Source organism: Dysgonomonas mossii DSM 22836, assembly GCF_000213575.1.
Lineage (GTDB): Bacteria > Bacteroidota > Bacteroidia > Bacteroidales > Dysgonomonadaceae > Dysgonomonas > Dysgonomonas mossii.
Map to the genome: position 1 here is coordinate 688,527 of NZ_GL892006.1, position 25,449 is coordinate 713,975.

Sequence of the window (25,449 nt, forward strand, 5' to 3'; positions counted from 1 at the left end):
AAGCTATAGAAAAATTATCTCTTATAATTGATAGCCATATTTTAGAAGCAGTGTTTCTAATTTTTTCCACAGCTGCCCATTTTCGTTAATTTCAATAACGTGGCTATGCGATCTATCGAAACGTGATGTTAAAATAAATTCGTCATCTTCTCCCGCCAGATCAACGATAAAACTATGAGTCAATGCCATTTTAGGGTAATTGTCGCGAAACAGCATTTTTGCTTTGTGATGAGAATGATTTAAATAAACTCCCAAAATAAATTCGATCCGCTGATTGAGGCTCAAGGGATATGTCCCCAATGATGGTTTATAAAGCGTATTGAAGAGTATCTTCTCATCTTCGTATTTTAAAGACTGTAAGCAGTTGCAAATATTATTGGAAGAGAAAGTGATGGTAGTCTCTTTACTTTCATGGTCAGTTTCTGTTTTCACATCCAAGTCTTCTTTTACATTCACCTCCCTAAACAAGCTTTGACACAATTTCTTGAAATTATCAATTCTTACTTGTTCGGGTAAATCATTAGGTTTTAATGTAAATATCTGAACAATATTTTTATTGTAGTTAAAACTTCCGGGTTGTTTGCTAAACACAAATCCAAAGATGCGGTAAGCACTTGGAGGATATTTTGAGAAATTCCACTGTTCCTGATATTCTTTCGAGAGGTAGCTCATTCTGTTTGTTTATTTTTATTGAAATGTTCTAAATGATGTATATTTATATAATATACAATAGGGGGTTTTTACTTTTCTATTTCCTTTTTGTAAAATCCATGCCAATTAACAAAAACAAATATAATTGTTTTTTAGCAGACCGGAAAACAAGGGATTTTTAATCGAGTGTAATATGCTTTACTTCTATCTCTTTGTTCAGAAAAATAGTTGCCGCACCTGAAAATTTTTCGGAAGATTCGGTTGTAAAATAATGTGTCTCTCCGTTTTTGGTACATGCCCCATCCATCTCGGGATGCCGTCGCAGATAATCTTTGAGGCTATGGGCAATGTATTCCCCCTGAGGCAAGGCGGTTACCTCCTTGGGTAGGATTTTCTTTATCTTATGCAGCAACAACGGGTAATGCGTGCAGCCAAGAATAAGTATATCTATATCGGGATCTTTAGCTAAAATATTATCCAGATTTTTTTTTACAAAGTAGTCTGCTCCTTCACTTTCGTATTCGTTATTTTCTACCAGGGGAACCCACATAGGACAAGCCTCGCCGGTTACTTTTATATCGGGAAACAGTTTATTTATCTCTATCGGGTACGACTGCGACTGTATAGTGCCCACTGTACCCAATACTCCCACATGCCTGCTGCGTGTTATCTGTCCGATGATTTCGGCTGTAGGGCGTATAATACCCAACACCCTCTTATCGGGATTCATATTCGGCAGATCTTTTTGCTGGATCGTACGCAAAGCTTTTGCCGATGCTGTATTACAGGCAAGGATAACAAGGTTACACCCCATATCGAACAATGCCGTCACAGCCTGTTTGGTAAACTCATAGACCACCTCAAACGACCGAGCGCCATAGGGTGCACGCGAGTTATCGCCAAGATAGCAATAATCGTATTCGGGCATAAGGGCTTGTATCTCCGATAGTATCGTGAGACCTCCATATCCTGAATCAAATACACCAATAGGTCCGGGTTTAAGCATCATCTTTTTGTTTCTGCAAAGATAAATACAATATTGAAGTTATTTGATTAATCTTGATATTAAAAATTAAATCGGGAGTAGTATCATTCCTCTATCTTTCTTTCGGATTTATAATCCGGAAGGATGGTAGTATATTTATCATGATTCTATTTGCGGATTGCAAATCCTACTAATATATACTTTCGGATTGCAAATCCGAAAGGACGATCGGACGGTAAAATTGGAGAGGAACAAATCTTCTCTTTACTTTTTAATCTTTATCGGGATATAGATATCCTCTTCAGATTCAGGATCATTATTTTTATATTTCTCACCCAACACTTCAAAATGAGGTCTGTTATTATCTAAGAGATATTCAGATTGGGGTAGCCACTCATTAAAAATATATCCAAAGACACGTGTATCTGTACTCAACCCCTTATAATGAATCAGGGTATAAAGTCCTCCTTGTATAGTATAACTTTCCATATTCTGAGGAATATCTTCAACCAGTGAAACCTCTACAGCAGCCCACTTTCTAAAATTTATATTTGGAGAAAAATCAAAAGAAACTGGATAAATTTGCATAGAGATTAAATCAGAATTTATTATACGTTTAATTTCATGCTTTCGAGGCATAAAACTTCTCCACAAATTTGCGGTCAAGTTATTAGCATAAGACATTTCTAAAGATAATCCTACTAATTTTCGTTCGTTTAACTCTATTATTTTAACATTCAAATTTTTCATTATATTTCTATCTTTATCGAATGGAATTAATACCTTCGTTGCAGGGGATTTGTAATCACCTGCGTTCTATTATAAGGATTTACAATCCGAAAGATTAAGTCATGAGGGATTTGCAATCACCTATTCTAATACTATGCCAGCTCGCTCAACTCCAGCCAACGCATTGTTTTTTCTTCTATCGCCTCTATCAGTTGACTGATACGATTTGATTTCTGTAACAACTCATCGGTAGATAATGTACCACTGGATAATTCATTTTCAAGCTTCGCTTTTTCTTCTTCGAGTTGCGGTATCAGAGCGTCGAGTTCTTCAAACTCACGCTTTTCTTTGAACGACAGCTTTTTCTTTTCGTCATTCTTAGGCTGCACCTGTTGCACCTTTTCTTCTTTAGGCTTCGCAGCCTGTTCCTTTTCTTTTTCCAAAAGCTCCTGCACCTCTTTCCACTCACGGTACTGAGTATAGTTGCCCGGAAAATCTTTTATACGAGCACTTCCCTGAAAAGCAAGCAAGTGATCTACAACCTTATCCATAAAATAGCGGTCGTGCGATACCACAATCACACAGCCTTTGAACTGTTGAAGGTATTCTTCGAGAATATTGAGCGTGACGATATCCAGATCGTTGGTAGGCTCGTCCAACACAAGGAAGTTAGGATTGGTTATCAAGACTGTACAGAGGTACAGACGGCGTTTTTCTCCTCCCGAAAGCTTATACACAAAGTTGTGCTGTTTTTCGGGTGGAAAGAGAAAATGTTGTAGAAATTGCGATGCTGTCAGCTTGCTGCCATTGCCCAAGTCTATCACCTCAGCTATATTCTGAACCACATCAATAACCTTCATCTGTTCGTCAAACTTCAATCCGTCCTGACTGTAGTAACCGAACTTTACGGTTTCGCCAATGTCAAAACCACCTTTGTCGGGTGCAACCTCCCCCATCAGCATTTTGATGAAAGTAGATTTACCCGTACCGTTATTTCCTACAACACCCAGTTTTTCGTATCGGGCAAACACATAATTAAAATCTTCGAGTATCTTAATATCTCCAAAAGCCTTATAAACATGCTGCGCTTCGAAAATTTTATTGCCGATATATGTACCTTTCATCTGCAATTGCACATTTCCGGCATCACGCACCTGCTGGGCTTTCTTTTCTAAGTCGTAGAATGCATCGATCCTCGACTTTGCCTTCGTTGCCCGGGCTTGCGGCTGACGCCGCATCCATTCCAACTCTTTACGCAGAATATTGTTAGCACGATCCAGTTCGGCATTCTGTGCAGAAACACGCTCGTCACGCTTTTCGAGATAGTACGAAAAGTTTCCCTTATACTGATACAACTGTTGTTGATCGATCTCTATGATTTCGTTACATACACGATCGAGGAAATAACGGTCGTGTGTTACCATCAACAGGCTCAGGCGTGAACGTTGGAGGTATTCTTCGAGCCATTCTACCATATCGAGATCGAGGTGGTTGGTAGGCTCATCGAGAATAATAAGATCGGGTTCGGTAATCAGCACATTGGCGAGTGCCACACGCTTGAGCTGTCCTCCCGACAGCTGCGATATTTTTTGTTCGAAATCGGTAATTTTCAACTGTCCCAAAATCTGCTTTGCACGATGCTCATAGTCCCATGCCTGCAAAATATCCATTTTCTGCAAGATAGCATCGAGTCCCGAATGGTCTTTCGAGTTGATTACCCTTTCGTATTCGGCAATGAGGTCTGTAACATCATTCCCCGAATGGAAGCACGCTTCTAACACTGTCAGGTTTTCGGGATAGGCAGGATCTTGTTCTAGATACGCAACACGCAAGTCGCGGCGAAAAACAACGGCTCCGCTATCGTAAGGTTCTTTTCCTGTGAGAATATTCAACAAGGTGGTCTTGCCCGACCCATTTTTTGCGATCAGCCCGATGCGTTCGCCCTCGGCTATACCGAATGATATATCACGAAACAAAACCAAATCACCAAAGCTTTTTGTAAGTCCTTCAACTTGCAGGAAAGAAGCCATATATATTTTGAGTTATAAATTGAAAACTATTTTTCTAAACCGAGATTGTATTTCTAATCATCGCAAAGGTAACCAAAAAAAGAACTGCCTGATATTATAAGTAACCTAAAACGTTATCACCGCAGATCATGTACACTCAGTCATACTGACGATAGGAAGTATCTTTTGTCTTTAGCATCTAAAATAAGACAAGAATATTTTCAAATCGCCGATGTGAAAAAAGTAATTTTTCCTTTAGGGTTTTTCTTTTCTCAACGATCATATTATGTATACGGTCATTTTAGTCTATCACTTTAAAGTATCGACAATCATCATGAAGACACAATTTCTTAGTAGCCTCGTTGCTCTGTTTATTTTCGGAGTCATTCATCTCAATGCTCAATGCGACCACCAACATCATGGGCATATCTGTACAAAAGCTTATGCGGCAACAGATCCCTCCGCACCTCTTACCCCTTACGAATTTGAACGCAGAAGCCTCAACGATGATGATATACTGATAGAGATACTGTATTCAGGTATCTGTCACTCAGACATACATACCGTTAAAGGCGACTGGGGGCAAGTAGCCTATCCGCTTGTTCCGGGACATGAGATTGTGGGCAAGGTAGTGAAAGCAGGGAAGAATGTCACTAAGTTCAAAGTCGGAGATTATGCAGGCGTGGGTTGTATGGTCAACTCGTGCGGAGAATGTTACTACTGCAAAGCGGGTGAAGAACAATATTGCACCAAAGGGGCTACTTATACCTACAGCAGTAAGGAAGGTGACGGATATACGCAAGGCGGATACTCAAACAATATTGTTGTCAGAGAAGCTTTTGCGATAACCATACCGAAAGATGCTCCGCTCGAAAAAATAGCTCCTCTCTTATGTGCGGGTATTACTACCTATTCGCCGTTGAAATATAACAAAGTGAAGGCGGGCGATAAGGTTGCCGTTGCTGGTTTTGGAGGTTTGGGACATATGGCTGTGCAATATGCGGTAAAAATGGGTGCCGAAGTCACTGTTTTCGACATTACCGAAGACAAACGTGAAGCTGCCGCCAAACTGGGTGCGGTGAGATATGTAAACACAAAAAATGCAGACGAATCGAAAGATCTGGAAGGTACATTCGATCTCATCTTGAGCACAATACCTGTTTCGTTCAGCGTAGAATCGTATCTGTCGATGCTAAAAGTAGATGGTACAATGGTTCTGATTGGTGTTCCGGCGATCAAAGACATGCCGTCTGTGCAAACGTGGGCTTTGCAAGGACGCAAGAAAATATATGGGGCGTTGATCGGCGGCATACGCGAGACACAGGAAATGATGGATTACTCGGTCGCTAACAACATTTACCCGATGGTAGAGATTATACCGATACAACAGGTAAATGAAGCATACAAAAATGTACTGGCCGGAAAAGTTCAATTCCGGTACGTTATAGACATATCATCTTTGAGATAAGAGTTTTGCTGAATTCAATAAGCTATTAATGCTTGGAGGCTGATAAGGATTTCTCATCCTATCGGCCTTTTTCTATAATGAAGCAAACAGCTGGTGCAATATAGGTATCAGCAATGCAGTCATTACCCCCATCAGACCGATAGCAAGCCCACTCAATGCGCCCTCTATCATCCCCATTTCCATCGCTTTGGCTGTGCCTACCCCGTGCGACGAAGCTCCCATCGCCAAGCCTCTGGCAACACTACTTTTGATACCCAGCAAACGCAAGATAGGAGGTCCGATAATACTTCCGAATATACCGCAGAAAAGCACAATCACCGCCGTAAGCGATACATTTCCTCCCGACTGTTCGGCAATACTCATCGCAATGGGTGTAGTCACCGATTTGGGTTCGAGAGAATGGATAAGCATCTGATCGGCACCTGTTATTCTAGCCAATAATACCACACTGAGTATCCCCACAATGCTACCCATAAAGATAGAAGTAAGGATGGATATTACATTGCCCTTGAGGTATGCCAACTGCTCGTATAAGATATAGCCTAATGCCACAACCGAAGGCCCGAGCATAAAGCTTACAAACCGGCTGCTCTCTTCGAAAGTCCGGTAATCGATACCTGTCACCTTCAAGAATGCTATGATAATAGCAATGGCAACAATCATAGGATGCAACAAAGCGATGCGTGTCTTCTTAAAAACCCATTGTCCGAACAGGTAACTGCCAAAAACAAGAAGAAGCGTAAATTCTGTGGATTCAAATAGTGCTCTCATTTTCTTCTTCGCTCCATTTGTTGTTGAACAATAGCGACAACCATAATAACCAATACGGTACTCACCGAACAGACGATGAGTATAGACATCCAGAATTTACTGATCACACCATACGCACCCAATAATCCTGCTCCGGCAGGAATAAAGAATATTGCCATGTTGCGGGTAAACACATTTGCTACGTCTTTTACATTGTCGGGAGAGATAGCCTTGAAGTAAAGACTGAGGAATAATAAAACCATTCCGATGATATTCCCGGGCACGAATCCTTGAATAAGATAGCTGATTCCTTGTCCCAAGAAATAAAACAGGAGAATGATAAAGATACCTTTTATCATTTTCATAACGATAACCTTCTAATTAACTCGGGTACAAAGTTAGATGTTTTTTATTGATAAGCTATCAGACCTTACTTTTATTTTTCAGACAGACCAAACTATCTAAGTATTATTTAACTATGCAGATTTTAAAGTCATTTTAGAGTCTGTAAATATTTATCAGAAACATTTTAGTTTAGAAAAAATAAACCTAAAAGCACAAATATTTGTGAACTTTATATTATGTTTGTGCGTTTGTTTGTTAAAAGGGATTTAAAAAGGACACAAAAATAACATTAAATAAAAAATTAAAACCAGAACAAATTTTTTAACCGTAGCACATTACAATCTGAAAAAATAATCAAATCTTAATTTTAAATATTTAAAGTATATTTTATTGTATAATAATAATTTATTAAATAATTGTATATGAAAAAAGTATTATTCGTTTTTATGTTTGCCTTATTGGCAATCGGTGTTCAGGCACAACAAGGGTCGAAAGCTATTATGCCCAAGTTAGGTTACCAAACAGAATTTGAACGTCTAGGCTTAGGGGTAGAAGGCCGTTATTTTCTAACAAACAATATCCGCATCGCTCCGGGGTTAACATTCCTTGTTCCAAATAATAATATTACAGGATTGGATGTTGACATCAATGTACATTACGTATTTCCTATAGAAGGTGTACAAGGACTAGCTCTTTATCCTTTTGTGGGTGGAGCAATGTTGAATAACCGCATTTCAGTTAGTGGAGTAAGTGCTAGTGACACTAGTTTCGGTCTCAATATTGGTGCCGGTGCACAATATGATGTTACAGATAATGGTTATGTGAACTTCGAATTCAAATATACTTTTGTTGAAGGTAGCGACCCTGCATATTTCATGCTTGGTTATGGAATCAGATTCTAAAATCTATAAACAACAAAAAAGGGAGAATCGTTATTCTCCCTTTTTTTTGTGTCTATTGCTTAATAGTTTATTCTTCAAACAGCTCTAACGAAAAGTTCTCACCATCGTATACGCCATAAGAGAAAAACTTAATCCAATCGCCCAATATCACTACCCTGCCGGTAGCAGAAATCATCAGGTCGAGCATTATATGCCGATGTCCGAAGATGAAGAAGTTGATATTCGGAGCCAGTTTCAAATGATTTTTGGCATAAACCACCAAGTGCTCTTTATCTTCACCAAAATAGTCAGGCATTTCGTCGTTCTCACGGTTGTGGTTCGACCACCATTGCGCAAAGCCTACCGTCCAACGGGGATGAATAGCAGCATAAGCTTTTCTGCATATTTTGCTATGGAAAATAGAACGCAGAATTTTAAATGATGCAGAATCATCGCCTAAGCCATCTCCATGTGCAAGAAAAAACTTTTTGCCGAATATATCTTTTACCAAAGGCTGAACATGAACAATCATACCACACTCTTTCTGTAGATAGTCGGTTACCCATATATCGTGATTGCCGATAAAGAAGTGCACCTCTATCCCCATATCTGTAAGCTCGGCTACTTTGCCCAAGAAACGGACAAATCCACGCGGAACCACATTGCGGTACTCGAACCAGTAGTCGAAGATATCACCCAACAGATAAACTGCCTGTGCATCTTGCTTTACCATATCGAGCCAGCGGCACAGCTTGCGCTCCACCTCATGTTGTGGGAAATAACTTTCTTTGATTTTTACAGATGGCAATGTCATCATCTGTTGCTTATCCATCTTTTTCTTATGAAAAGCAGAACCCAGATGGGCATCGGATAAAAAATAAACTTTCTTTCCCACCACCTGTGTTTTATAAAAATCCTAACTCAAGTTTTGCCTCTTCGCTAAGCATATCTTTGTTCCACTCGGGTTCGAAAGTAAGATCTACAATCACATTATTGACTCCCGCAACCGACTGTACTTTATACCTTACATCTTCGAGTATAAAATCGGCTGCCGGACAGTTTGGGGCTGTCAGTGTCATTGTGATGGTTACATTTTTGTCATCGTCTATATCCACTTCGTAGATTAGTCCGAGATCGTAAACGTTGACTGGTATTTCCGGGTCGTAAACAGTCTTCAACATGTTTACTATTTTGCTTTCCAATTGTAATAAATCACTCATAATTCTTTTTTTGTATGTGAGTTATAAACATTCTTTGGCATATAATGTTTACAATCACCCTCTGTTAGAGGTACAAAAATAATGAAAAAAGATGATTATACGAACATCGCCCGGTTCAAGTCGTATGCAAAATTAGAAACCCAAGAGCTAAAAGATGGTGCTTGCCTGAATCGACCGGTATCGTCGTGCCATATACGAATTATCTGACCACGCGATCCCCTGGTTGCAGGAGCCATATCCAGACACAAGTGATTGCCCAACCCATCGTCGGTAAAAGGTATCCACGAGCGACTATGCCACACCTCTTGTACGCCATCGTCTGCATTTGCCATCGTATCATCAAAGGCTCCGGAAGCAGCCAGACGCTGCCAGACAACCCATTCTTCTACAATACGCTCAAGACTCATCAGTTCTTCGCCGTTGACGATGCCATACGCATTGGGTATCTGCCCGTTATGTATTTTATAAAATTCAAGAAAATCGATGGGTAACTTTACACCAAGCACAGACTCGGCCCAGCCTATCTGTTCTTGCGTAGCCCCGGGTAGTAATACTGCATCAGGTTTCACGCCTCGTTTCAATAAATAGCTCTCTATACGAGGCCAACTTTCCTCTACAATTGAGTTTTGTGTAATAGCGGTTTTCATCTTTATACTTATTTTGCTCTTCTATAATCTCCCAGTATCCATATAGCTGTAGTATGAGTTGTCACAAATAATGATATGATCGAGCAGGCGGATATCCATAATATGCCCTGCATCTTTGAGCCGCTTTGTAATCTGATCATCATCGTCGCTCGGTTGAGTGTTTCCCGAGGGATGATTATGACACAGTACCATAGCCGAGGCTAAGGATTGGATACCTTCTTTCATTATCAGACGGATATCCACTACTGTTGCGGTCAAACCACCTTTACTTATCTGTATATTTTTCACCACTTTATTAGCCCGGTTAAGGAACAAAACCCATACTTCTTCATGCTTTAGGTCTGCTAATATCGGATGAAATATATCATACACATCTTTACTGGACGTAATTTGCGGACTGACAAGGGCTTCAGACAATTTCCTTCTTTTTCCCAATTCCAGTGCCGCCACTATTGTTATTGCTTTCGCTTCTCCTATTCCTTTAAAATCCTTTATAAGGTCTTTTATTTCCAATTTACCCAGAGTGTTCAGGTTATTGGAAACGCTATGTAAAATCCGTTGGGACAGCTCAACCGCTGTTTCGCTTTTATTGCCCGAACCGATCAGTATACCTAGCAATTCAGCATCAGAAAGTGCCGATACCCCTTTTAACAACATCTTTTCGCGGGGTCGGTCTTCTTCAGCCCAATCCTTAATGTTTAGTTTTGTATTAAATTTCATGTAGGTTATTTGTCTCCTAGATCCATTCAACTTCAAAATTATACATAATATTTGAATATAAAATGTTTTTCAACAAAAAAATAAGGTCAGTTTCGAAAACTGACCTTATCCTCTATAAAAGTAATATTACTATGCTTTTACTCTTTCTACATACGAGCCGTCGGCCGTATTAATTTTAATTTTGTCTCCTTCGTTAATAAAGAGAGGAACACGCACCTCAGCTCCTGTTTCTACAGTAGCCGGCTTTAACGTATTGGTTGCAGTATCACCTTTCAGTCCGGGTTCGGTATAAGTTACCAAAAGCACAACGTTCTGAGGCATTTCGGCTGTTAATACAGTTTCTGTTTCGGCATGAACCTGTACTTCTACCATATCTCCTTCTTTAAGAAAAGCCACTCCGGCTATCATATCCCCGGCAAGAGATATTTGCTCGAAAGTTTCGGTATTCATAAAGTTATACCCCATATCGTCCTGATAAAGGAATTGATACGGACGTCTTTCGATACGCACTTCATCCAGTTTCACTCCGGCATTGAATGTTCTTTCAAGAACACGTCCGGTAGTTACACTTCTCATTTTTGTACGTACAAATGCGGCACCTTTACCCGGTTTCACATGAAGGAATTCGATTATTACATAATATTGTCCATCGATATCGATGCACATACCGTTTCTTATATCTGCAGTAGTTGCCATTGATTGTATTTTATTGTTATTATTTTTTTCGAGTTGCAAAGATAATAAATTACATTTATCAGCCAACAGTTATCAGTTAACAAACAACTTAGAACTTATTACTTTACAAATCCCCTGTTCTTCAACAGATAAATCGGATTAGGTTCTGCCCCTCTGAACTTTTTGTACAATACCATTGGCTCGTCCGATCCACCTTTCGACAGTACGTTTTCACGGAATGCTTTTGCAGTTTCCTGATCAAAAATATTTCCTTTCTCTACAAAAGCCTGGAATGCGTCAGAGTCCAAAACTTCAGACCACAAGTAGCTGTAATATCCCGCAGAATAGCCTCCGCTGAATACATGTTGGAAATACGTGCTTCTGTATCGAGGTATTATTTCGGAGATCAAGCCGATTTCTTTCATTGCATCCGCTTCAAATTTATCTACGTTCAGCTTTTCGAGACCTTCGCCATGTTTAGGATCAAAGTTTGGTGAAGAAGCGGTCAGCGTATGCCATTTCATATCCAGAATTGCAGCAGCCACAAGTTCTGTGGTAGCAAATCCTTGATTGAAATAACCCGCATTCTGAATCTTTTGTATCAGCTCGGCAGGAATAGTTTCGCCTGTTTCATAATGTTTTGCATACATTTTCAGTACTTCCGGCTCAAACGCCCAGTGCTCCATTATCTGAGATGGCAGCTCTACAAAGTCGCGAACAACCGATGTACCCGATACGCCGTTGTAAGTACATTTTGACAACAATCCGTGTAATCCGTGCCCGAATTCGTGGAACATTGTTTCCACCTGATCGAGTGTCAACAGTGCCGGCTTGCCATCTGTTGGAGGATTGTAGTTACCCACATTGTAGATCAATGGATAAACGAACTCACCTTTATATACTTCCTGTTTGCGGAAGCTGCTCATCCATGCTCCGGGACGCTTGCCCTGACGTGCAAAATCGTCGAAATAAATGATTCCGATAAATGAACCGTCGGCGTCGCTTACCTCGTATGCTTTTACGTCTTGCTGATATACAGGTATATCTGTTTTCGGCTTGAATGTAATGCCATATAGTTTGTTTGCCACAGCAAATACACCTTCACGCACATTATCCGCTTTGAAGTAAGGTTTCAAAGCCTCTTCATCCAATGCGTATTTTTCTTTACGAAGCTTTTCGGCATAGTACCACCAGTCCCACGATTCTATTTTGATATCATGTCCTTCTTTCTTGGCAATAGCCTGAAGTTCGGCAGCCTCTTTTTGAGCTTGCGGCAGAGCATACTTCCATATATTGTTTAGCAGCCCCATCACATTATCAGGAGTCTTCGCCATTGTTTCTTCGAGCACATAGTCGGCATGCGATTTATAGCCAAGCATATTTGCTTTTTCGAGTCTTAGGCTTACTATCTTCTTGATGTTCTCTTTGTTGTCGAATTCATTTCCGTTGTCGCAACGCATATACATCGCCTTGTATAGTTTTTCGCGAAGCGCACGATTGTCAGCATATTGCAAAAACGGCTCCCAGCTTGGCTTACTCAGACCAAACACCCATTTGCCTTCCAGCCCTTTGTCTTTGGCTGTTTTTGCAGCAGCGGCAATCACATCTTCAGGCAAGCCCGACAGGTCTTCTTTTTTATCTATTACCAATTGGTAACTATCTGTTTCCTTCAACAAGTTCTGATTAAAACTAAGCGATGCGTTGCTCAGCTCTTTATTGATCTCACGCAAGCGTTCTTGTTTCGAACCATCGAGCAAGATACCCGAACGAACAAAGCCTTTGTATGTTTTATCCAACAACATCTTTTGCTCCGTAGTCAGGGTCTTTACTTGCAGGCTATCGTCGTACACGGTTTTGATACGTGCAAAAAGCTTTTCGTTGAAGTTGATATTATCATAGTGCTCGGTACGTAAAGGAGTAATCTCTTTTTCTATGTTCTGATACACAGAATCGGACATTGTACCCGTCATTACAGAAAATACAGAACCTACCCTATCAAGCATCCGGCCCGACTCGTCCAAAGCCACTACTGTATTTTGAAAAGTAGGTGCTTCGGGGTTGTTGATGATAGAATCAATTTCGGCATTATGACGCTTCATTGCTTCTTCGAAAGCAGGCATAAAATGTTCTGCTTTTATTTTATCAAAAGGAGGAACCCCTTCCGGAGTGTCGAACTCAGAAAAGAAAGGATTACCTTTCCCATCCTTATTGCTTGTAGTGTTACAAGAATAAACCATAATTAGAATACTAAGAATAAATAAGATTTTCTTCATACAAATAAGTTAATCGTGTGAATGATTAGATTTTATGACAAAAGTAAGTAAAAATAACGTTAAGGAGAAACATTTAATCGGCTTCCACAATAAAAAACAGCGGAATTAACAGATAATCCGATTAATTTTCTTAAACTTGTATGGTTTATAAAATTTAAGCATCCATGAACAAACTTCTAAATAGCCGAAACCTTATTTGCACATTTCTGCTAATTAGCATTTTTTCATTCACCCGGTGTGCAGGCAGTATCGAAAGCAAGTTGCAGACAATAGCAGCCGAGACAAATAAAGATTGTCCTAAGACATTGGATCAGTGGACTCGCCTAGATAAGTGCGTTGCCGTGGGCAGTAGTAATTTTGAGTATCATCTTACCGTATTGCAAGTAGTGATAAGTGATACCACTACTTTCAAGACACAATTGAAGCCGCAGCTTTTGGAGGTATTGAAAACAAACCCCGACTTAAAAATATTCAGGGATAACGATATCACCGTAAAGTATATATACAACGACCAAAATGGAAAGTATATATTTTCTACAATCGTAACACCTCAGGAATATAAACAATAAAAAGAATTACAAAATAAAATATGGAAGACAAACAACGCATGTTTCAAAATCCCTTTTCTGCAAAAGGACGTATCCGCAGACTAGAATATGGGCTTAGTTATCTTATTTACCTAGCATATTATTTTACTATCGCTCTCATAATGGAGTTATCCGGCCGATTGGAAGAAAGCGCAGCATTTCTTTTTTTATTTTTAATACCTGCTTATTGGTTTTTGATTACACAAGGAGCAAAAAGATGTCACGACAGGGGTAATAGCGGATTCTATCAGCTCATTCCTTTTTATGGTTTTTGGATGCTTTTTGCAGGAAGTGATTATGGCGAAAATGAATATGGACTTAATCCCAAAGGCGAAGGCAACGAAAGCGTAGAAGATATGATAGACAATATAGGAGTACCCGAACAGGAGTAAAAGAAGAGAAAAAATGATATTAGACAAATTAGAAAACTCAGGAAAATACGAACAACTACACCCACTGTTTAAACAGGCATTTGACTATCTGAAATCGATTGATTTCTCGAAAACCGAACCGACTAAGACAGAACTGAAAGGCAAAGACCTTTTTGTAATGGTAAGCGACAGTGACCTGAGAGCCGCCGACAATGCGAAGCCGGAGGCGCACAACAAATATATAGATATACAACTGCCAATAAGCAGACCTGAAACCTTCGGATGGAAAGCTCGCCAAGACCTGACGCATCCTATCGGCAACTTTGATGAAGAAAAAGACATTCAGTTCTTTGACGACAAAACTGAAACACAGATAACAGTCTTACCCGGCAACTTCCTTATATTCTTCCCCGAAGATGGGCATGCCCCTTGCATAGGCGAAGGACAGGTAAGAAAAGTAGTGGTAAAAATAAAAATATAAGTCCCTCCCCCACGTTGGGAGACGGACTGTAATTAACAATTGACAGACATGCTTAAACTCATTAAAAACGACCCTTGGTTAGAACCTTATGCAGCAGCGATAGAAGGCCGTTACGAATATATTCAGAAAAGAGAGGCCGACCTTACCGGCAACGGAAAGATCACTCTTTCTGAATTTGCCTCAGGACACCTGTATTTTGGGCTTCACAAAACAGAAACGTCGTGGATATTCAGAGAATGGGCACCCAATGCAACGGCTATCTATATGATAGGCGATTTCAACGGCTGGCAAAAAACTGAAGAGTTCAGACTGCAACCAAACGGTAACGGTGAATGGCAAATAGAACTGCCTCTGGACAAGATAAAACATCACGACCTGTACAAACTTATTGTATGTTGGAATGGTGGCGAGGGCGAACGTATCCCCGCATGGACAACCAGAGTAGTACAAGACTATCAAACACATATATTCAGCGCACAGGTGTGGGATCCTGTACAGCCTTATGAGTTCCGAACAAAGAAATTTAAGCCGGATACCAATCCCCTTCTGATTTACGAATGCCATATAGGTATGGCCGTAGAAGACGAAAGGGTGGGTACATACGAAGAGTTCAGAATAAATGTACTTCCCCGTATCAAAGAAGACGGCTACAATGCCATCCAGATAATGGCTATACAGGAGCATCCGTATTACGGTTCGTTCGGATATCACGTCTCCAGCTTTTTTGCGGCATCTTCACGCTTTGGCACACCCGACGAACTAAAGCACCTGATAGACGATGCGCATGCGATGGGCATAGCTGTGATTATGGACATCGTACACTCGCATGCCGTAAAAAATGAAAAAGAAGGACTGGGACGATTCGACGGTTCTTACACCCAATATTTTCATGGAGGCAGCAGGCGTGAGCACCCGGCTTGGGATTCGTTGATCTTCGACTATGGAAAAAGTCAGGTCGTACACTTCCTGCTTTCCAACTGTAAATTTTGGCTCGAAGAATACAACTTCGACGGCTTCCGTTTCGATGGGGTCACCTCTATGCTTTATTACTCGCACGGACTGGGAGATAACTTTAGCGGCTATGACGACTACTACAACGGCAACGAAGACGACGATGCCATCTGCTACCTTACATTGGCAAACAAGCTAATTCACGAAGTACGCCCTAATGCCATTACCATAGCAGAAGAAGTAAGCGGCATGCCGGGACTGGCAACGAAAATAAAAGACGGCGGATACGGCTTCGACTACCGCATGGCGATGAATATACCCGACTACTGGATAAAAATCATCAAAGAGCGAAAAGACGAAGACTGGCATCCTACAAGCATATTCTGGGAACTGACAAATCGCCGTGAGGAAGAGAAAACAATCTCTTACGCCGAGAGCCACGACCAAGCATTGGTAGGCGACAAAACAATAATATTCAGGCTTATAGACTCTGATATGTATTGGTATATGTCGAAGCATTACGGCAGTTCGTACGCCACCGACAGAGGAATAGCCCTGCACAAAATGATACGCCTTGCAACTGCCTCAACAATCAATGGCGGCTACCTCAACTTTATGGGGAACGAATTCGGACACCCCGAATGGGTAGACTTCCCTCGTGAGGGCAACGGATGGTCGCACAAGTATGCCCGCCGACAATGGTGGCTGGCAGACAACAAAGACCTGCGCTATCATCATTTGGGAGATTTTGATAAAGCCATGCTTTCGCTTCTAAAATCGGAAAAGAAATTTGAGCAAACACCTATTATAAGACTCTGGGACAAGGACGAAGATCAGGTGCTCGCCTACATGCGTGGCAATCTGATATTTGTTTTCAGTTTCAACCCGAGCCAATCGTTCTACGATTATGGATTCCTTGCCCCTGAAGGGAAATATCAGGTAGTGCTCGATACCGATTCGCTGGCTTTTGGAGGAAACGGTCTGACGGACGACAGTATAGAACATTTCACGATACACGACGAGCTATACCACAAAGACGGAAAAGGCTGGCTCAAGTTATACATACCTGCCCGTACGGCTTTTGTACTGAGAAAAATAGACTAGCTCTTAGATAAAACAAGTTGCCTAAAAGGTAGAATCCCCTCTACCTTTTAGGCAATTCTTATCTTTCAATCTTCAAAATTTCTACTCCTTTCACCGAATTAGATTTCAGTTCATCCTTCGAAAAACCCTTCTTTAAGATTGTATCGTAAACATCAACTCCGGGCATCATATCCAACCCTCTCTCTTCAGTTCTACCGGGAGACAAATAAAAATAAATAGAATCGACCGTAAATGATGCAACCTTCATCAGGCTATATTCATTTTTGTCGTACCTCACATAGTAAACATCTCCCACCTGTGGATTCACTACCTTGTCTTTTATATCCACTTCGCCGGATATAGCGTTTACGACAACCCACACAAGGATAAAGATGATTAGTAGTGCGAGCACTGATGGTATAATAAATATCCACCGAGGGGTTTTGAACCGATTGCGAATTTCGTCCGTCACGGGAAATTGTTGGATGGTAAACGATGTTTCGCATGAACAACAAGCAGGTGTGAAATGTTTAGTTGTCGGAAATAAGGGAATCCGAAACAAATGAAAATAATGCTGATGTGGCACCATAAGAATAGAATCTTCCTTACCACATGCAGGGCATGACTGTCGTGTCTGAATAGGAGAAGCGGACGTTCCCCTTGTTCCAAAAATAAAATTCATAGCGTAGTCTATTATCGTGTAACTGTAAGTTTGTGTGCTTAGTAAGCTTCTACGAATATATTAATTTTTTATAAATACAGATTACACTTATTTAGGTAAATTAAATAATAACGGATAATAATAAAAAGATTGACTATTTTTGTTCTGATTTCTTGAAAAGCTTATAATAAACGTAAGCTTACTGTTCGGAAATCACGAAAATAGATTAATCGCAATCACGGATATTCAGTGTAATCACAAAAATAAATTTTCAACCAAATGAGTTTATACCCATTAAAATTTAAACCTATCCTCAAATCCATCATCTGGGGGGGAGACGAAATATGTAAGTTTAAAAACGTAAGCCCGCTTCGGGCAGGGATCGGCGAAAGCTGGGAAATATCGAGTGTGGAAGGTAACGTTTCGGTAGTGGCCAACGGAGACTTGGAAAACAAAAGCCTCGACGAAATTATTTCTACATACAAAGAGCAGTTGCTCGGGAAGAATAATTTTGAAACGTTCGGCACTACATTTCCTTTGCTTATCAAGTTTATAGATGCACGAGACAATCTGTCGATACAGGTACACCCTGACGATGAACTGGCCAAGAAAAGACACAACTCTTTCGGAAAAACAGAGATGTGGTACGTTATCAATGCTGCTCCGGGCGCATTCCTGTATTCGGGATTCGAAAAAGAAATAACTCCCGATGGATATGTAAAAAGCATTGAGGACAATACATTTGTAGATTATCTTGCAAAACATGACGTTAAAAAAGGAGATGTATTCTTCTTGCCTGCCGGACGTGTTCATGCAATCGGTGCGGGAACATTCATCGCAGAAATACAACAAACATCGAACATCACATACCGTATCTACGACTACAACCGCAAAGATGCCAACGGTAACGGACGCGAGTTGCATACCGAACTGGCTAAAGATGCTATCGATTATAAATTGTACGACAGCTACCAAACAGCATATACCCGCAAGGAAAATCAACCGGTAGAACTGGAATCGTGCAGATATTTCACAACCAATCTGCTTGAGCTTACCAAAGATATTACAAGAGACTATAGCGACAATGATTCATTTGTTGCTTATATTTGTATGGGAGGTGCTTGCAGCATACGAGACAACAAAGGCAACGACCTGAGTGTGAAGCAAGGTGAAACAATCCTTATCCCTGCCGACACACAAAGCGTAAGCATCAGCCCCGAAGGCAATGTCCTACTTTTGGAAACATATGTATAGTTAGTTTATAAGATATTTATATAATAACGTGACACCATATTTTCCTTTCCGGGAGCGTATGGTGTCTTTTTTAGAAGAAAAATGAGAGGAGTATTGATAGTAAATACAGGTAGTCCGAAGACATGTGAACGAAAAGATGTAAAATTCTTTATCCGTTCGATGCTTTCCGACCCCTATGTGATGACCGTTCCCGATTGGTTTAGACCTATCTTGGTCAACGGAATTATTATTCCGCTCCGTCAGTTCAGCTCTACAGCACATTACGAACTCATCTGGGACGATTCGCTCGACGACTCGCCATTGATACATCAGGCAAAACAATTGTCCGAAAAGCTGGAAGAGCTCACAGGCCTCCCCACCGAACCGGCCATGAGATACGGTCAACCCGATACGGCTGCCGCACTCGATTACCTGATGAGCAAGAATAACCGATTGCATGAGGTAGTTGTGTTCCCACTGTTTCCTCAGTATGCAGAATCATCGTACAAGACAGCGGTAGATCAGGTTGGCAAAGAGTTTTTTAAACGCCCGTACCCTTTCAGACTAAAATTTATAGAGCCGTACTTCAATCATCCTGCCTATATTTCTGCTTTAGCCGAAAGTATACGACCATATATCGAAAAAGAATACGACAAAATTATTTTCAGTTTCCACAGCCTGCCGCTCGACCATGTAGAAAAAGGCTGGAAGAAAGGAAAAGAATTCGACTACGTATATCAAACCAAAGAAACAGTGAGGCTTGTGATCAAGGAGCTGGGTATCGACACGAAGAAAACCCGCCAAACCTACCACTCGGCAATGGGCAAGAAATGGCTGGGCCCCGACTTGGATGAAATAGTAAAAGAACTGGCAGAAGAAGGCCAGAAGAAGCTGCTGGTGGTTGCTCCGGGCTTTGCTGCCGACAATCTGGAAACATTATACGATATAGATATAAAAACAAAAGAACTGTTCCTTAAACAAGGAGGTACAGACCTTACATATATCCCTTGCCTCAACAGTGAGCCGCATTGGGTAGAAGCTGTAGCTAAAATAATTTCTTAGATGAAACGTATTTTATTCTTCAACGATGGCATGGAAACAGGCGGAACCGAAAAGCTATTGGTGAGCCTGCTCAATCATCTGGCAGACAAGGAGTGTGCAATCACGCTTCTTTTGCCAATGCCTTCGGACAAGAATATATTGATCGAAGAAATATCCCAATCAATTACTATAAAGTATATATACAAAGAGAATACATCGCACCTGAAAAGAAAGTTGGGAGAGAATTTTATGGTATTCTTTCCCCGCTTGTTTGCCAAATGGAAAGGCATAAAAGAATCTGACTACGACCAGATCGTTTGTTTCAAAGAAACATTTTTTGCTCGTATCTTCAGCAAGATGCGGTTACCTAAAATATTATGGATACACAACATCTTATATAAACGCATATACGAAACTGATTCTTTGCGAGATAAATTCTCTGCATGGCTCAACAAGAAGCAATTAAAACTTGTGCAAGGCTCATACAACCATTTTGATAAAATAGTATGTGTGTCGGATGCAGCCAGAAACGCATACCTATCGGTATTGCACAACGGAACAAGTCCCAATCAGGACATACGGGTTTTATACAACGCTATAGACCTTACAAAAGCGATCGAAAAATCGAAACAAACGATAGACGCCCTGCCGCAAGGACAAACTAACTTCATATTACTAACCCGTACTTCTCCCGAAAAACGTACCGATAGGCTCATTAGTGCAGCAAGGAGGTTAAAAGAAGAAGGATACGATTTCCATATATATATAATAGGCGAAGGCATGGATAGCCAATCGATGCAAGATTCCATTACAATATCACACCTGCAGGACACAATCACGCTGAAAGGACGTATCGATAATCCTTTTCCTTATATATTACAATGCAAGTGGTCGCTATGCGTATCCGAGAGAGAAAGCTTTTCACTCGCCTTACTCGAATCGATGGCACTAAAAACACCTGTGATAACAACCAACTGCGGAGGCCCGGGCGACATTGTAGACGGAGGCAAATACGGCATCCTTGTAGACAATAGTACCGAAGGGGTTTATCAGGGCATGAAGATGGTTTTGGACAACCCTACCCTATCCGTCAAATACAGTACAGACCTCGACAAGGCTGTCGCCCGATTCGACTATCAGGGCTGGCTGAAAAGCGTGGAAAAACTATTGGCTGTTAATTCATAGCTTTTGGTGTACAAGTAGATAAATACGCTCGACTTTTATTAACAATTACACTTACTTTTCAACAAAAAATATCTTGTTACACATATTTAACTTCTAAATCCTATTTTTATTTATTTAATTTGTCCTCGGAAATTTTATTATTAACTTTCTCTATGGGTAAAATTATAGCATTAGCTAATCAAAAGGGTGGCGTAGGAAAAACCACCACCACAATCAACTTGGCGGCATCGTTGGCAGCACTCGAAAAAAAGGTACTGGTAGTAGACGCCGACCCTCAAGCAAATGCATCTTCCGGGCTTGGGGTAGACATAAAGAAAGTAAACAAAACGATCTATGAATGCCTTATCGGCACAGCATTGCCCAAAGATGCAATCGTAAATACCGACATAGAACGCCTTGATGTATTGCCTTCGCACATCAATCTGGTAGGAGCCGAATTGGAAATGCTGAACATAGAAAACAGGGAAAAACAACTGGCAGCAGTGTTAGTTCCCCTGAAGGCCGATTATGATTTTATACTCATCGACTGCTCTCCGTCATTGGGGTTGATTACAGTAAATGCGCTTACAGCGGCAGACTCTATCATCATACCCGTGCAGTGCGAATATTTCGCCCTCGAAGGAATCAGCAAATTACTGAATACAATAAAGATAATAAAGAACAAGCTAAACCCGGCATTAGAAATAGAAGGATTCCTTCTCACGATGTACGATGCCCGTTTGCGCTTGGCAAACCAAATATATGAAGAGGTGAAAAACCACTTCCAAGACTTGGTATTTACTACCGTTATACAGCGAAATATAAAACTCAGCGAATCGCAAAGTTTCGCTCAGCCGGTATTGGTATACGATGCAGCATCCAAAGGAGCAGTCAATCATATGCAGCTGGCGCAAGAGCTTATTGAGAAAAATTCTTAACTTTGTTTTTCTGTAGAATATATAACTAACAATTATGGCTAAAAAAATGGTTTTAGGAAGAGGACTCGATGCACTGATTGCCATTGACGAAGTAAAGACCGAAGGCTCTTCCTCTATCAACGAAATAGAATTGTCGAAAATACAGGCTAATCCCGATCAGCCAAGACGTATTTTTGATGATGAAGCATTACAAGAGCTTGCATCTTCTATTCGCCAGATAGGTGTTATACAGCCAATTACTTTACGAAAAATAAACGAAGACTCATATCAGATCATAGCCGGAGAACGTCGCTACAGAGCTTCACTCATGGCCTCCCTGACTACAATCCCTGCATATATAAAAACTGCAGAGGACGAAAATGTGATGGAGATGGCCCTTGTGGAAAATATCCAGCGTGAAGACCTAAACTCGATAGAAATAGCTTTGGCATATCAAAATCTGATAGAAACATATAATCTCACACAGGAACGCCTGAGTGAGCGTATAGGCAAAAAAAGAACAACAATAGCCAACTACCTGCGCTTGTTGAAGCTTCCGGCTGAAATACAAATGGGAATCAGAGACAAGAAGATAGATATGGCACACGCCCGTACACTTGTCACTCTCGAAGACCCTACCGCTCAACTCGAAGTATACGAACTGATACTTGAAGAAGGGCTGTCGGTACGCAAAGTAGAAGAATACGTAAGAGCTATCAGCAAGGGAGAAAAGCTTGAAGACCTGCTTAAAGAAGAGAAAGCAGTAGAAACCGTAAAAAAAGCGGGAATAAAAAAGGCGACACCCGAAGAATTTGAATTGTTGAAAGACCATTTATCAAAATTCTTTTCTACAAAGGTTCAACTGACTTGCAACGAAAAAGGAAAAGGGAAAATAAGCATCCCTTTCAAGTCGGAAGAAGATCTGGAAAAAATTATAGCTATTTTTGACCAATTAAAAAAATAAAACGAAGTATTCTCCGTAATATCTATATGAGGAAGGGGTTAATAATTGGTTTGTGTTGCGTTTTAGGGAACTTTTATCTGAGTAGCAATGCTCAGGAGGCACTTCCAAATGATTCTACCATTCTCAAAAATGCACGGCGGGAAGCAAAACAAAACGCTATCAAGAGTGATACCGTATCTCCGCTGATAAAGGAAAAACCTGTAGTAGTATTAGGCGATTCTATAATTACGATTGGCAAACCTGAGTTTAAGCCCGACTCTAAAAAGGCAGTCTTATATTCGGCTATCTTTCCGGGAGCAGGGCAGATCTACAACCGCAAATACTGGAAACTACCCATTATCTATGGAGGCGCATTAGGGCTTACCTATGCCATAACATGGAATGGAGCACGTTACAACGAGTATTCGCAAGCTTATAAAGACTTGGTATTGGGAACAGGAACAAGTTATCTGAACTTTATAAGCAACAAAGACGTACAGGCAAATAAACAAGTTTGGATCGATAGATTTAAGCGTCAGAAAGACTTTTTCAGGAGAAATCGCGACCTGGCTATTATTGCTTCGGTTGGAGTATATGCACTATGTATGATCGACGCGTATGTCGATGCTCAATTATATGATTTTGATATGTCTCCGGATCTATCCATGCGGATTGAACCCATGATCTGGATACCGACACCCTATTCTAAAGCCGCTTTCGGGCTTCAATGTATTATAAATTTTTAAACTAAGCAGGGTTCCTATCCCTTGCTATGTATCATAAAAAAACACTTATGCTGAGAAAAATTATATTTACCGGATTTCTTATTGGCTGCTCACTCGCAGTCGTCGGGCAAAGTAATCGCAAATCTCTCGCATTACGCGACACAATCACAGACAATTCGATTATTTTCCCTGCAGACATGGAGCAAAATTACGACCAGTTGTTGTCTACATGGAGTAAGAATGTTAAATATGGAGACGATTGCAAATCACTAAGCGACCTGCCAATCGTTTTTGACGATTCGATTTACATACGCCGCTTGTATAGCCTGCCTACTAAGATGGAGTTGGTATTCAACCCCGTAGTAAGAAGCTATATAGAAATGTATGCCGGACGTAGAAAAAATCAGGTGAGCTACATGCTGGGAGAAGGAAAATATTATTTCCCGCTATTTGAAGAAGCTCTCGACCGTGAAGGATTACCTCTCGAACTAAAATATCTGCCCGTTATAGAATCAGCACTCAATCCTATTGCCCGCTCAAGAGTAGGAGCAACAGGACTTTGGCAATTCATGGCAAGTACCGGAAAGATGTACGATCTGGAGATAAACAGTCTGGTAGACGAACGCCGCGACCCGATGAAGTCGACAAATGCCGCAGCCAAATACCTCAAAGATTTATACTCTATCTATGGCGACTGGAATCTTGTGATTGCTGCATACAACTGCGGACCCGGAAATGTAAACAAAGCCATACGACGCAGTGGAGGACAAACCGACTATTGGGCTATCTACCCTTATCTGCCTCGCGAAACCAGAGGATATGTACCTGCATTTATCGCTGCTACATATATAATGAATTATTACAACGACCATAATATCTGTCCTATAGAGTGTAGCAATCCGGCATCGATGGACTCGTTGATGATTAATAAAAACGTGCACTTCCAGCAAATCGCCGATATAATAAATGTATCTGTTGACGACTTGCGCCAGTTCAACCCTCAGTTTAAGAGCGACATAATACCCGGCGAATACAAAGGATATGCACTGAACCTGCCAATACAAAAGGTATCTGCATTTATCGAGAACAAGGATACAATATACGCTCATAAGTTTGAAGAGCTGATGCCGCACCGCAAGGTTGCAGGACTGGATGTAGTTGGCGGAGGCACATCGGGCTCCAAAACAATTACCTATCGGGTAAAAAGAGGAGACACACTATCTAAGCTGGCAAACAAATACGGAGTAACATCCAATCAGATAAAACAATGGAATAGCCTATCGTCTAACAAACTGACAGTAGGTAGACGCCTGAAAATATATCGTGAAGTTCCGCAAAAAGCAGAACAACAATCAGGCGAAGCAGTATTGGCATCCAATACTCAAAGCTCGGGTAATACAAGCAATCAGTCGGTAAATACCATAAAAAAAACCGAAGCTAAAACAGTAACCTCGTACTACAAAATTCGCAGAGGTGATACTTGGTCTGGGATAGCAAAGAAGAACGGAACAACAGTGGCTCAGCTAAAGAAATGGAACAATATAAAAAACAATAGCCTGATAGCCGGCAAGCAACTGAAAATTCAGAAAACAAAATATATTGAGGTAGAAGAAGAAGTAGCTGTACAAAACAAACTGAGTGAGCCGATATTGCCAACAGTAGAAATAGATACAGCCTTTACAGCATCACTCTTCGACACCTACCTGAAAAAAGTAGGAACAGAACGAGATGAATCTCAGCTTCCTCGTGTACGCATAGCTTCAGACGATAGCGACGATGAAGACGACAACTCTACTGCTAAAGAAACCCGCTCGGCAGGTGAATCCAAAATTATATACCACAAAGTAAGAATTGGAGAAACCATTACACAGATAGCTTCACGCTATAATGTAACAAAAAAGGAGATCATAACTTGGAATAAGCTGTCATCGAATGTAGC

25 protein-coding genes and 1 pseudogene are annotated in these 25,449 nt (G+C 40.8%); 13 read left to right on the top strand and 13 right to left on the bottom strand.

What is annotated here, in order from left to right; all coding sequences use genetic code 11:
• Positions 1–21: 21 nt before the first annotated feature.
• The 4 genes from HMPREF9456_RS09835 to HMPREF9456_RS09850 all read right to left on the bottom strand — a co-directional run bounded on the left by HMPREF9456_RS09835 (position 22) and on the right by HMPREF9456_RS09850 (position 4,395).
• Positions 22–672, bottom strand: coding sequence for a hypothetical protein (locus tag HMPREF9456_RS09835; RefSeq protein ID WP_006843363.1), 651 nt, complete (start codon positions 670–672; stop codon positions 22–24).
• Positions 673–829: 157 nt separating this feature from the next.
• The gene (gene murI, locus HMPREF9456_RS09840) at positions 830–1,657 is read right to left on the bottom strand and encodes a glutamate racemase (protein WP_006843364.1); all 828 of its coding nucleotides are present in this window, start codon (positions 1,655–1,657) and stop codon (positions 830–832) included.
• Between the two features lie 243 nt (positions 1,658–1,900).
• The gene (locus HMPREF9456_RS09845) at positions 1,901–2,386 is read right to left on the bottom strand and encodes a GyrI-like domain-containing protein (RefSeq protein ID WP_006843365.1); all 486 of its coding nucleotides are present in this window, start codon (positions 2,384–2,386) and stop codon (positions 1,901–1,903) included.
• Positions 2,387–2,517: 131 nt separating this feature from the next.
• Entirely contained in the window at positions 2,518–4,395 is a 1,878-nt protein-coding gene (locus tag HMPREF9456_RS09850; RefSeq protein ID WP_006843366.1) for an ABC-F family ATP-binding cassette domain-containing protein, read from the bottom strand.
• A gap of 313 nt (positions 4,396–4,708) precedes the next feature.
• Between HMPREF9456_RS09850 and HMPREF9456_RS09855 the strand changes: the two genes are divergently transcribed.
• On the top strand, positions 4,709–5,842 hold the full coding sequence (locus HMPREF9456_RS09855) for an NAD(P)-dependent alcohol dehydrogenase (protein WP_006843367.1): 1,134 nt from the start codon (positions 4,709–4,711) through the stop codon (positions 5,840–5,842).
• Positions 5,843–5,914: 72 nt separating this feature from the next.
• Here the strand turns inward: HMPREF9456_RS09855 and HMPREF9456_RS09860 are convergent, their stop codons facing one another.
• Both HMPREF9456_RS09860 and HMPREF9456_RS09865 read right to left on the bottom strand, forming a co-directional pair.
• Positions 5,915–6,613 carry an LrgB family protein gene (locus tag HMPREF9456_RS09860; RefSeq protein ID WP_006843368.1) on the bottom strand — a complete coding sequence of 233 codons (699 nt, stop codon included), beginning with the start codon at positions 6,611–6,613 and terminating at the stop codon, positions 5,915–5,917.
• A complete protein-coding gene (locus HMPREF9456_RS09865; protein ID WP_006843369.1) occupies positions 6,610–6,957 on the bottom strand; it encodes a CidA/LrgA family protein in 348 nt (115 codons plus the stop codon). Before HMPREF9456_RS09865 ends, HMPREF9456_RS09860 begins: the two co-directional genes overlap by 4 nt.
• 402 nt (positions 6,958–7,359) lie before the next feature.
• Here HMPREF9456_RS09865 and HMPREF9456_RS09870 point away from each other — a divergent pair, with 402 nt between their 5' ends.
• A complete protein-coding gene (locus tag HMPREF9456_RS09870; protein ID WP_006843370.1) occupies positions 7,360–7,839 on the top strand; it encodes an outer membrane beta-barrel protein in 480 nt (159 codons plus the stop codon).
• 67 nt (positions 7,840–7,906) lie between these two features.
• Here the strand turns inward: HMPREF9456_RS09870 and HMPREF9456_RS09875 are convergent, their stop codons facing one another.
• From HMPREF9456_RS09875 to HMPREF9456_RS09900, 6 genes are all read right to left on the bottom strand, one after another.
• Positions 7,907–8,713, bottom strand: coding sequence for a UDP-2,3-diacylglucosamine diphosphatase (locus HMPREF9456_RS09875; RefSeq protein WP_006843371.1), 807 nt, complete (start codon positions 8,711–8,713; stop codon positions 7,907–7,909).
• 10 nt (positions 8,714–8,723) lie between these two features.
• Positions 8,724–9,038 (bottom strand): metal-sulfur cluster assembly factor, encoded by a 315-nt coding sequence (locus HMPREF9456_RS09880; protein WP_006843372.1) that lies wholly within the window; start codon positions 9,036–9,038, stop codon positions 8,724–8,726.
• A gap of 95 nt (positions 9,039–9,133) precedes the next feature.
• On the bottom strand, positions 9,134–9,685 hold the full coding sequence (locus tag HMPREF9456_RS09885; RefSeq protein ID WP_006843373.1) for an SMI1/KNR4 family protein: 552 nt from the start codon (positions 9,683–9,685) through the stop codon (positions 9,134–9,136).
• Between the two features lie 21 nt (positions 9,686–9,706).
• Positions 9,707–10,405, bottom strand: coding sequence for a RadC family protein (gene radC / locus HMPREF9456_RS09890; RefSeq protein WP_006843374.1), 699 nt, complete (start codon positions 10,403–10,405; stop codon positions 9,707–9,709).
• 129 nt (positions 10,406–10,534) lie between these two features.
• Positions 10,535–11,101 (bottom strand): elongation factor P, encoded by a 567-nt coding sequence (gene efp, locus HMPREF9456_RS09895; RefSeq protein ID WP_006843375.1) that lies wholly within the window; start codon positions 11,099–11,101, stop codon positions 10,535–10,537.
• Between the two features lie 98 nt (positions 11,102–11,199).
• The gene (locus HMPREF9456_RS09900) at positions 11,200–13,353 is read right to left on the bottom strand and encodes a M3 family metallopeptidase (RefSeq protein ID WP_006843376.1); all 2,154 of its coding nucleotides are present in this window, start codon (positions 13,351–13,353) and stop codon (positions 11,200–11,202) included.
• Positions 13,354–13,517: 164 nt separating this feature from the next.
• Here HMPREF9456_RS09900 and HMPREF9456_RS09905 point away from each other — a divergent pair, with 164 nt between their 5' ends.
• Genes HMPREF9456_RS09905 through HMPREF9456_RS09920 form a run of 4 tightly spaced genes read left to right on the top strand, consistent with a single transcriptional unit; the run spans position 13,518 to position 16,847 of the window.
• Positions 13,518–13,922, top strand: a complete 405-nt coding sequence (locus tag HMPREF9456_RS09905) for a hypothetical protein (RefSeq protein WP_006843377.1) — start codon at positions 13,518–13,520, stop codon at positions 13,920–13,922.
• A gap of 20 nt (positions 13,923–13,942) precedes the next feature.
• Positions 13,943–14,332, top strand: coding sequence for a DUF805 domain-containing protein (locus HMPREF9456_RS09910; protein WP_006843378.1), 390 nt, complete (start codon positions 13,943–13,945; stop codon positions 14,330–14,332).
• 13 nt (positions 14,333–14,345) lie between these two features.
• A complete protein-coding gene (locus HMPREF9456_RS09915; RefSeq protein WP_006843379.1) occupies positions 14,346–14,792 on the top strand; it encodes a NanQ anomerase/TabA/YiaL family protein in 447 nt (148 codons plus the stop codon).
• Positions 14,793–14,840: 48 nt separating this feature from the next.
• On the top strand, positions 14,841–16,847 hold the full coding sequence (locus tag HMPREF9456_RS09920; protein ID WP_006843380.1) for an alpha amylase C-terminal domain-containing protein: 2,007 nt from the start codon (positions 14,841–14,843) through the stop codon (positions 16,845–16,847).
• A 58-nt stretch (positions 16,848–16,905) separates the two neighbouring features.
• Here the strand turns inward: HMPREF9456_RS09920 and HMPREF9456_RS17215 are convergent, their stop codons facing one another.
• Positions 16,906–17,508, bottom strand: coding sequence for a hypothetical protein (locus tag HMPREF9456_RS17215; RefSeq protein ID WP_006843381.1), 603 nt, complete (start codon positions 17,506–17,508; stop codon positions 16,906–16,908).
• A gap of 258 nt (positions 17,509–17,766) precedes the next feature.
• On the opposite strand from HMPREF9456_RS17215, the gene HMPREF9456_RS09930 reads away from it, so the two are divergent.
• The 7 genes and pseudogenes from HMPREF9456_RS09930 to HMPREF9456_RS17675 all read left to right on the top strand — a co-directional run.
• A complete protein-coding gene (locus HMPREF9456_RS09930; protein WP_006843382.1) occupies positions 17,767–18,741 on the top strand; it encodes a type I phosphomannose isomerase catalytic subunit in 975 nt (324 codons plus the stop codon).
• A gap of 81 nt (positions 18,742–18,822) precedes the next feature.
• The gene (hemH, locus tag HMPREF9456_RS09935; RefSeq protein ID WP_006843383.1) at positions 18,823–19,782 is read left to right on the top strand and encodes a ferrochelatase; all 960 of its coding nucleotides are present in this window, start codon (positions 18,823–18,825) and stop codon (positions 19,780–19,782) included.
• Entirely contained in the window at positions 19,783–20,946 is a 1,164-nt protein-coding gene (locus tag HMPREF9456_RS09940) for a glycosyltransferase (protein WP_006843384.1), read from the top strand.
• Positions 20,947–21,098: 152 nt separating this feature from the next.
• Positions 21,099–21,863 (top strand): ParA family protein, encoded by a 765-nt coding sequence (locus HMPREF9456_RS09945; RefSeq protein ID WP_006843385.1) that lies wholly within the window; start codon positions 21,099–21,101, stop codon positions 21,861–21,863.
• Between the two features lie 34 nt (positions 21,864–21,897).
• Positions 21,898–22,806, top strand: coding sequence for a ParB/RepB/Spo0J family partition protein (locus tag HMPREF9456_RS09950; RefSeq protein ID WP_018074925.1), 909 nt, complete (start codon positions 21,898–21,900; stop codon positions 22,804–22,806).
• Positions 22,807–22,832: 26 nt separating this feature from the next.
• Positions 22,833–23,531, top strand: a complete 699-nt coding sequence (locus HMPREF9456_RS09955; protein WP_006843387.1) for a DUF5683 domain-containing protein — start codon at positions 22,833–22,835, stop codon at positions 23,529–23,531.
• Between the two features lie 26 nt (positions 23,532–23,557).
• Positions 23,558–24,835: pseudogene (locus HMPREF9456_RS17675) on the top strand (lytic transglycosylase domain-containing protein); the annotation flags it as partial.
• Positions 24,836–25,449: the final 614 nt, after the last annotated feature.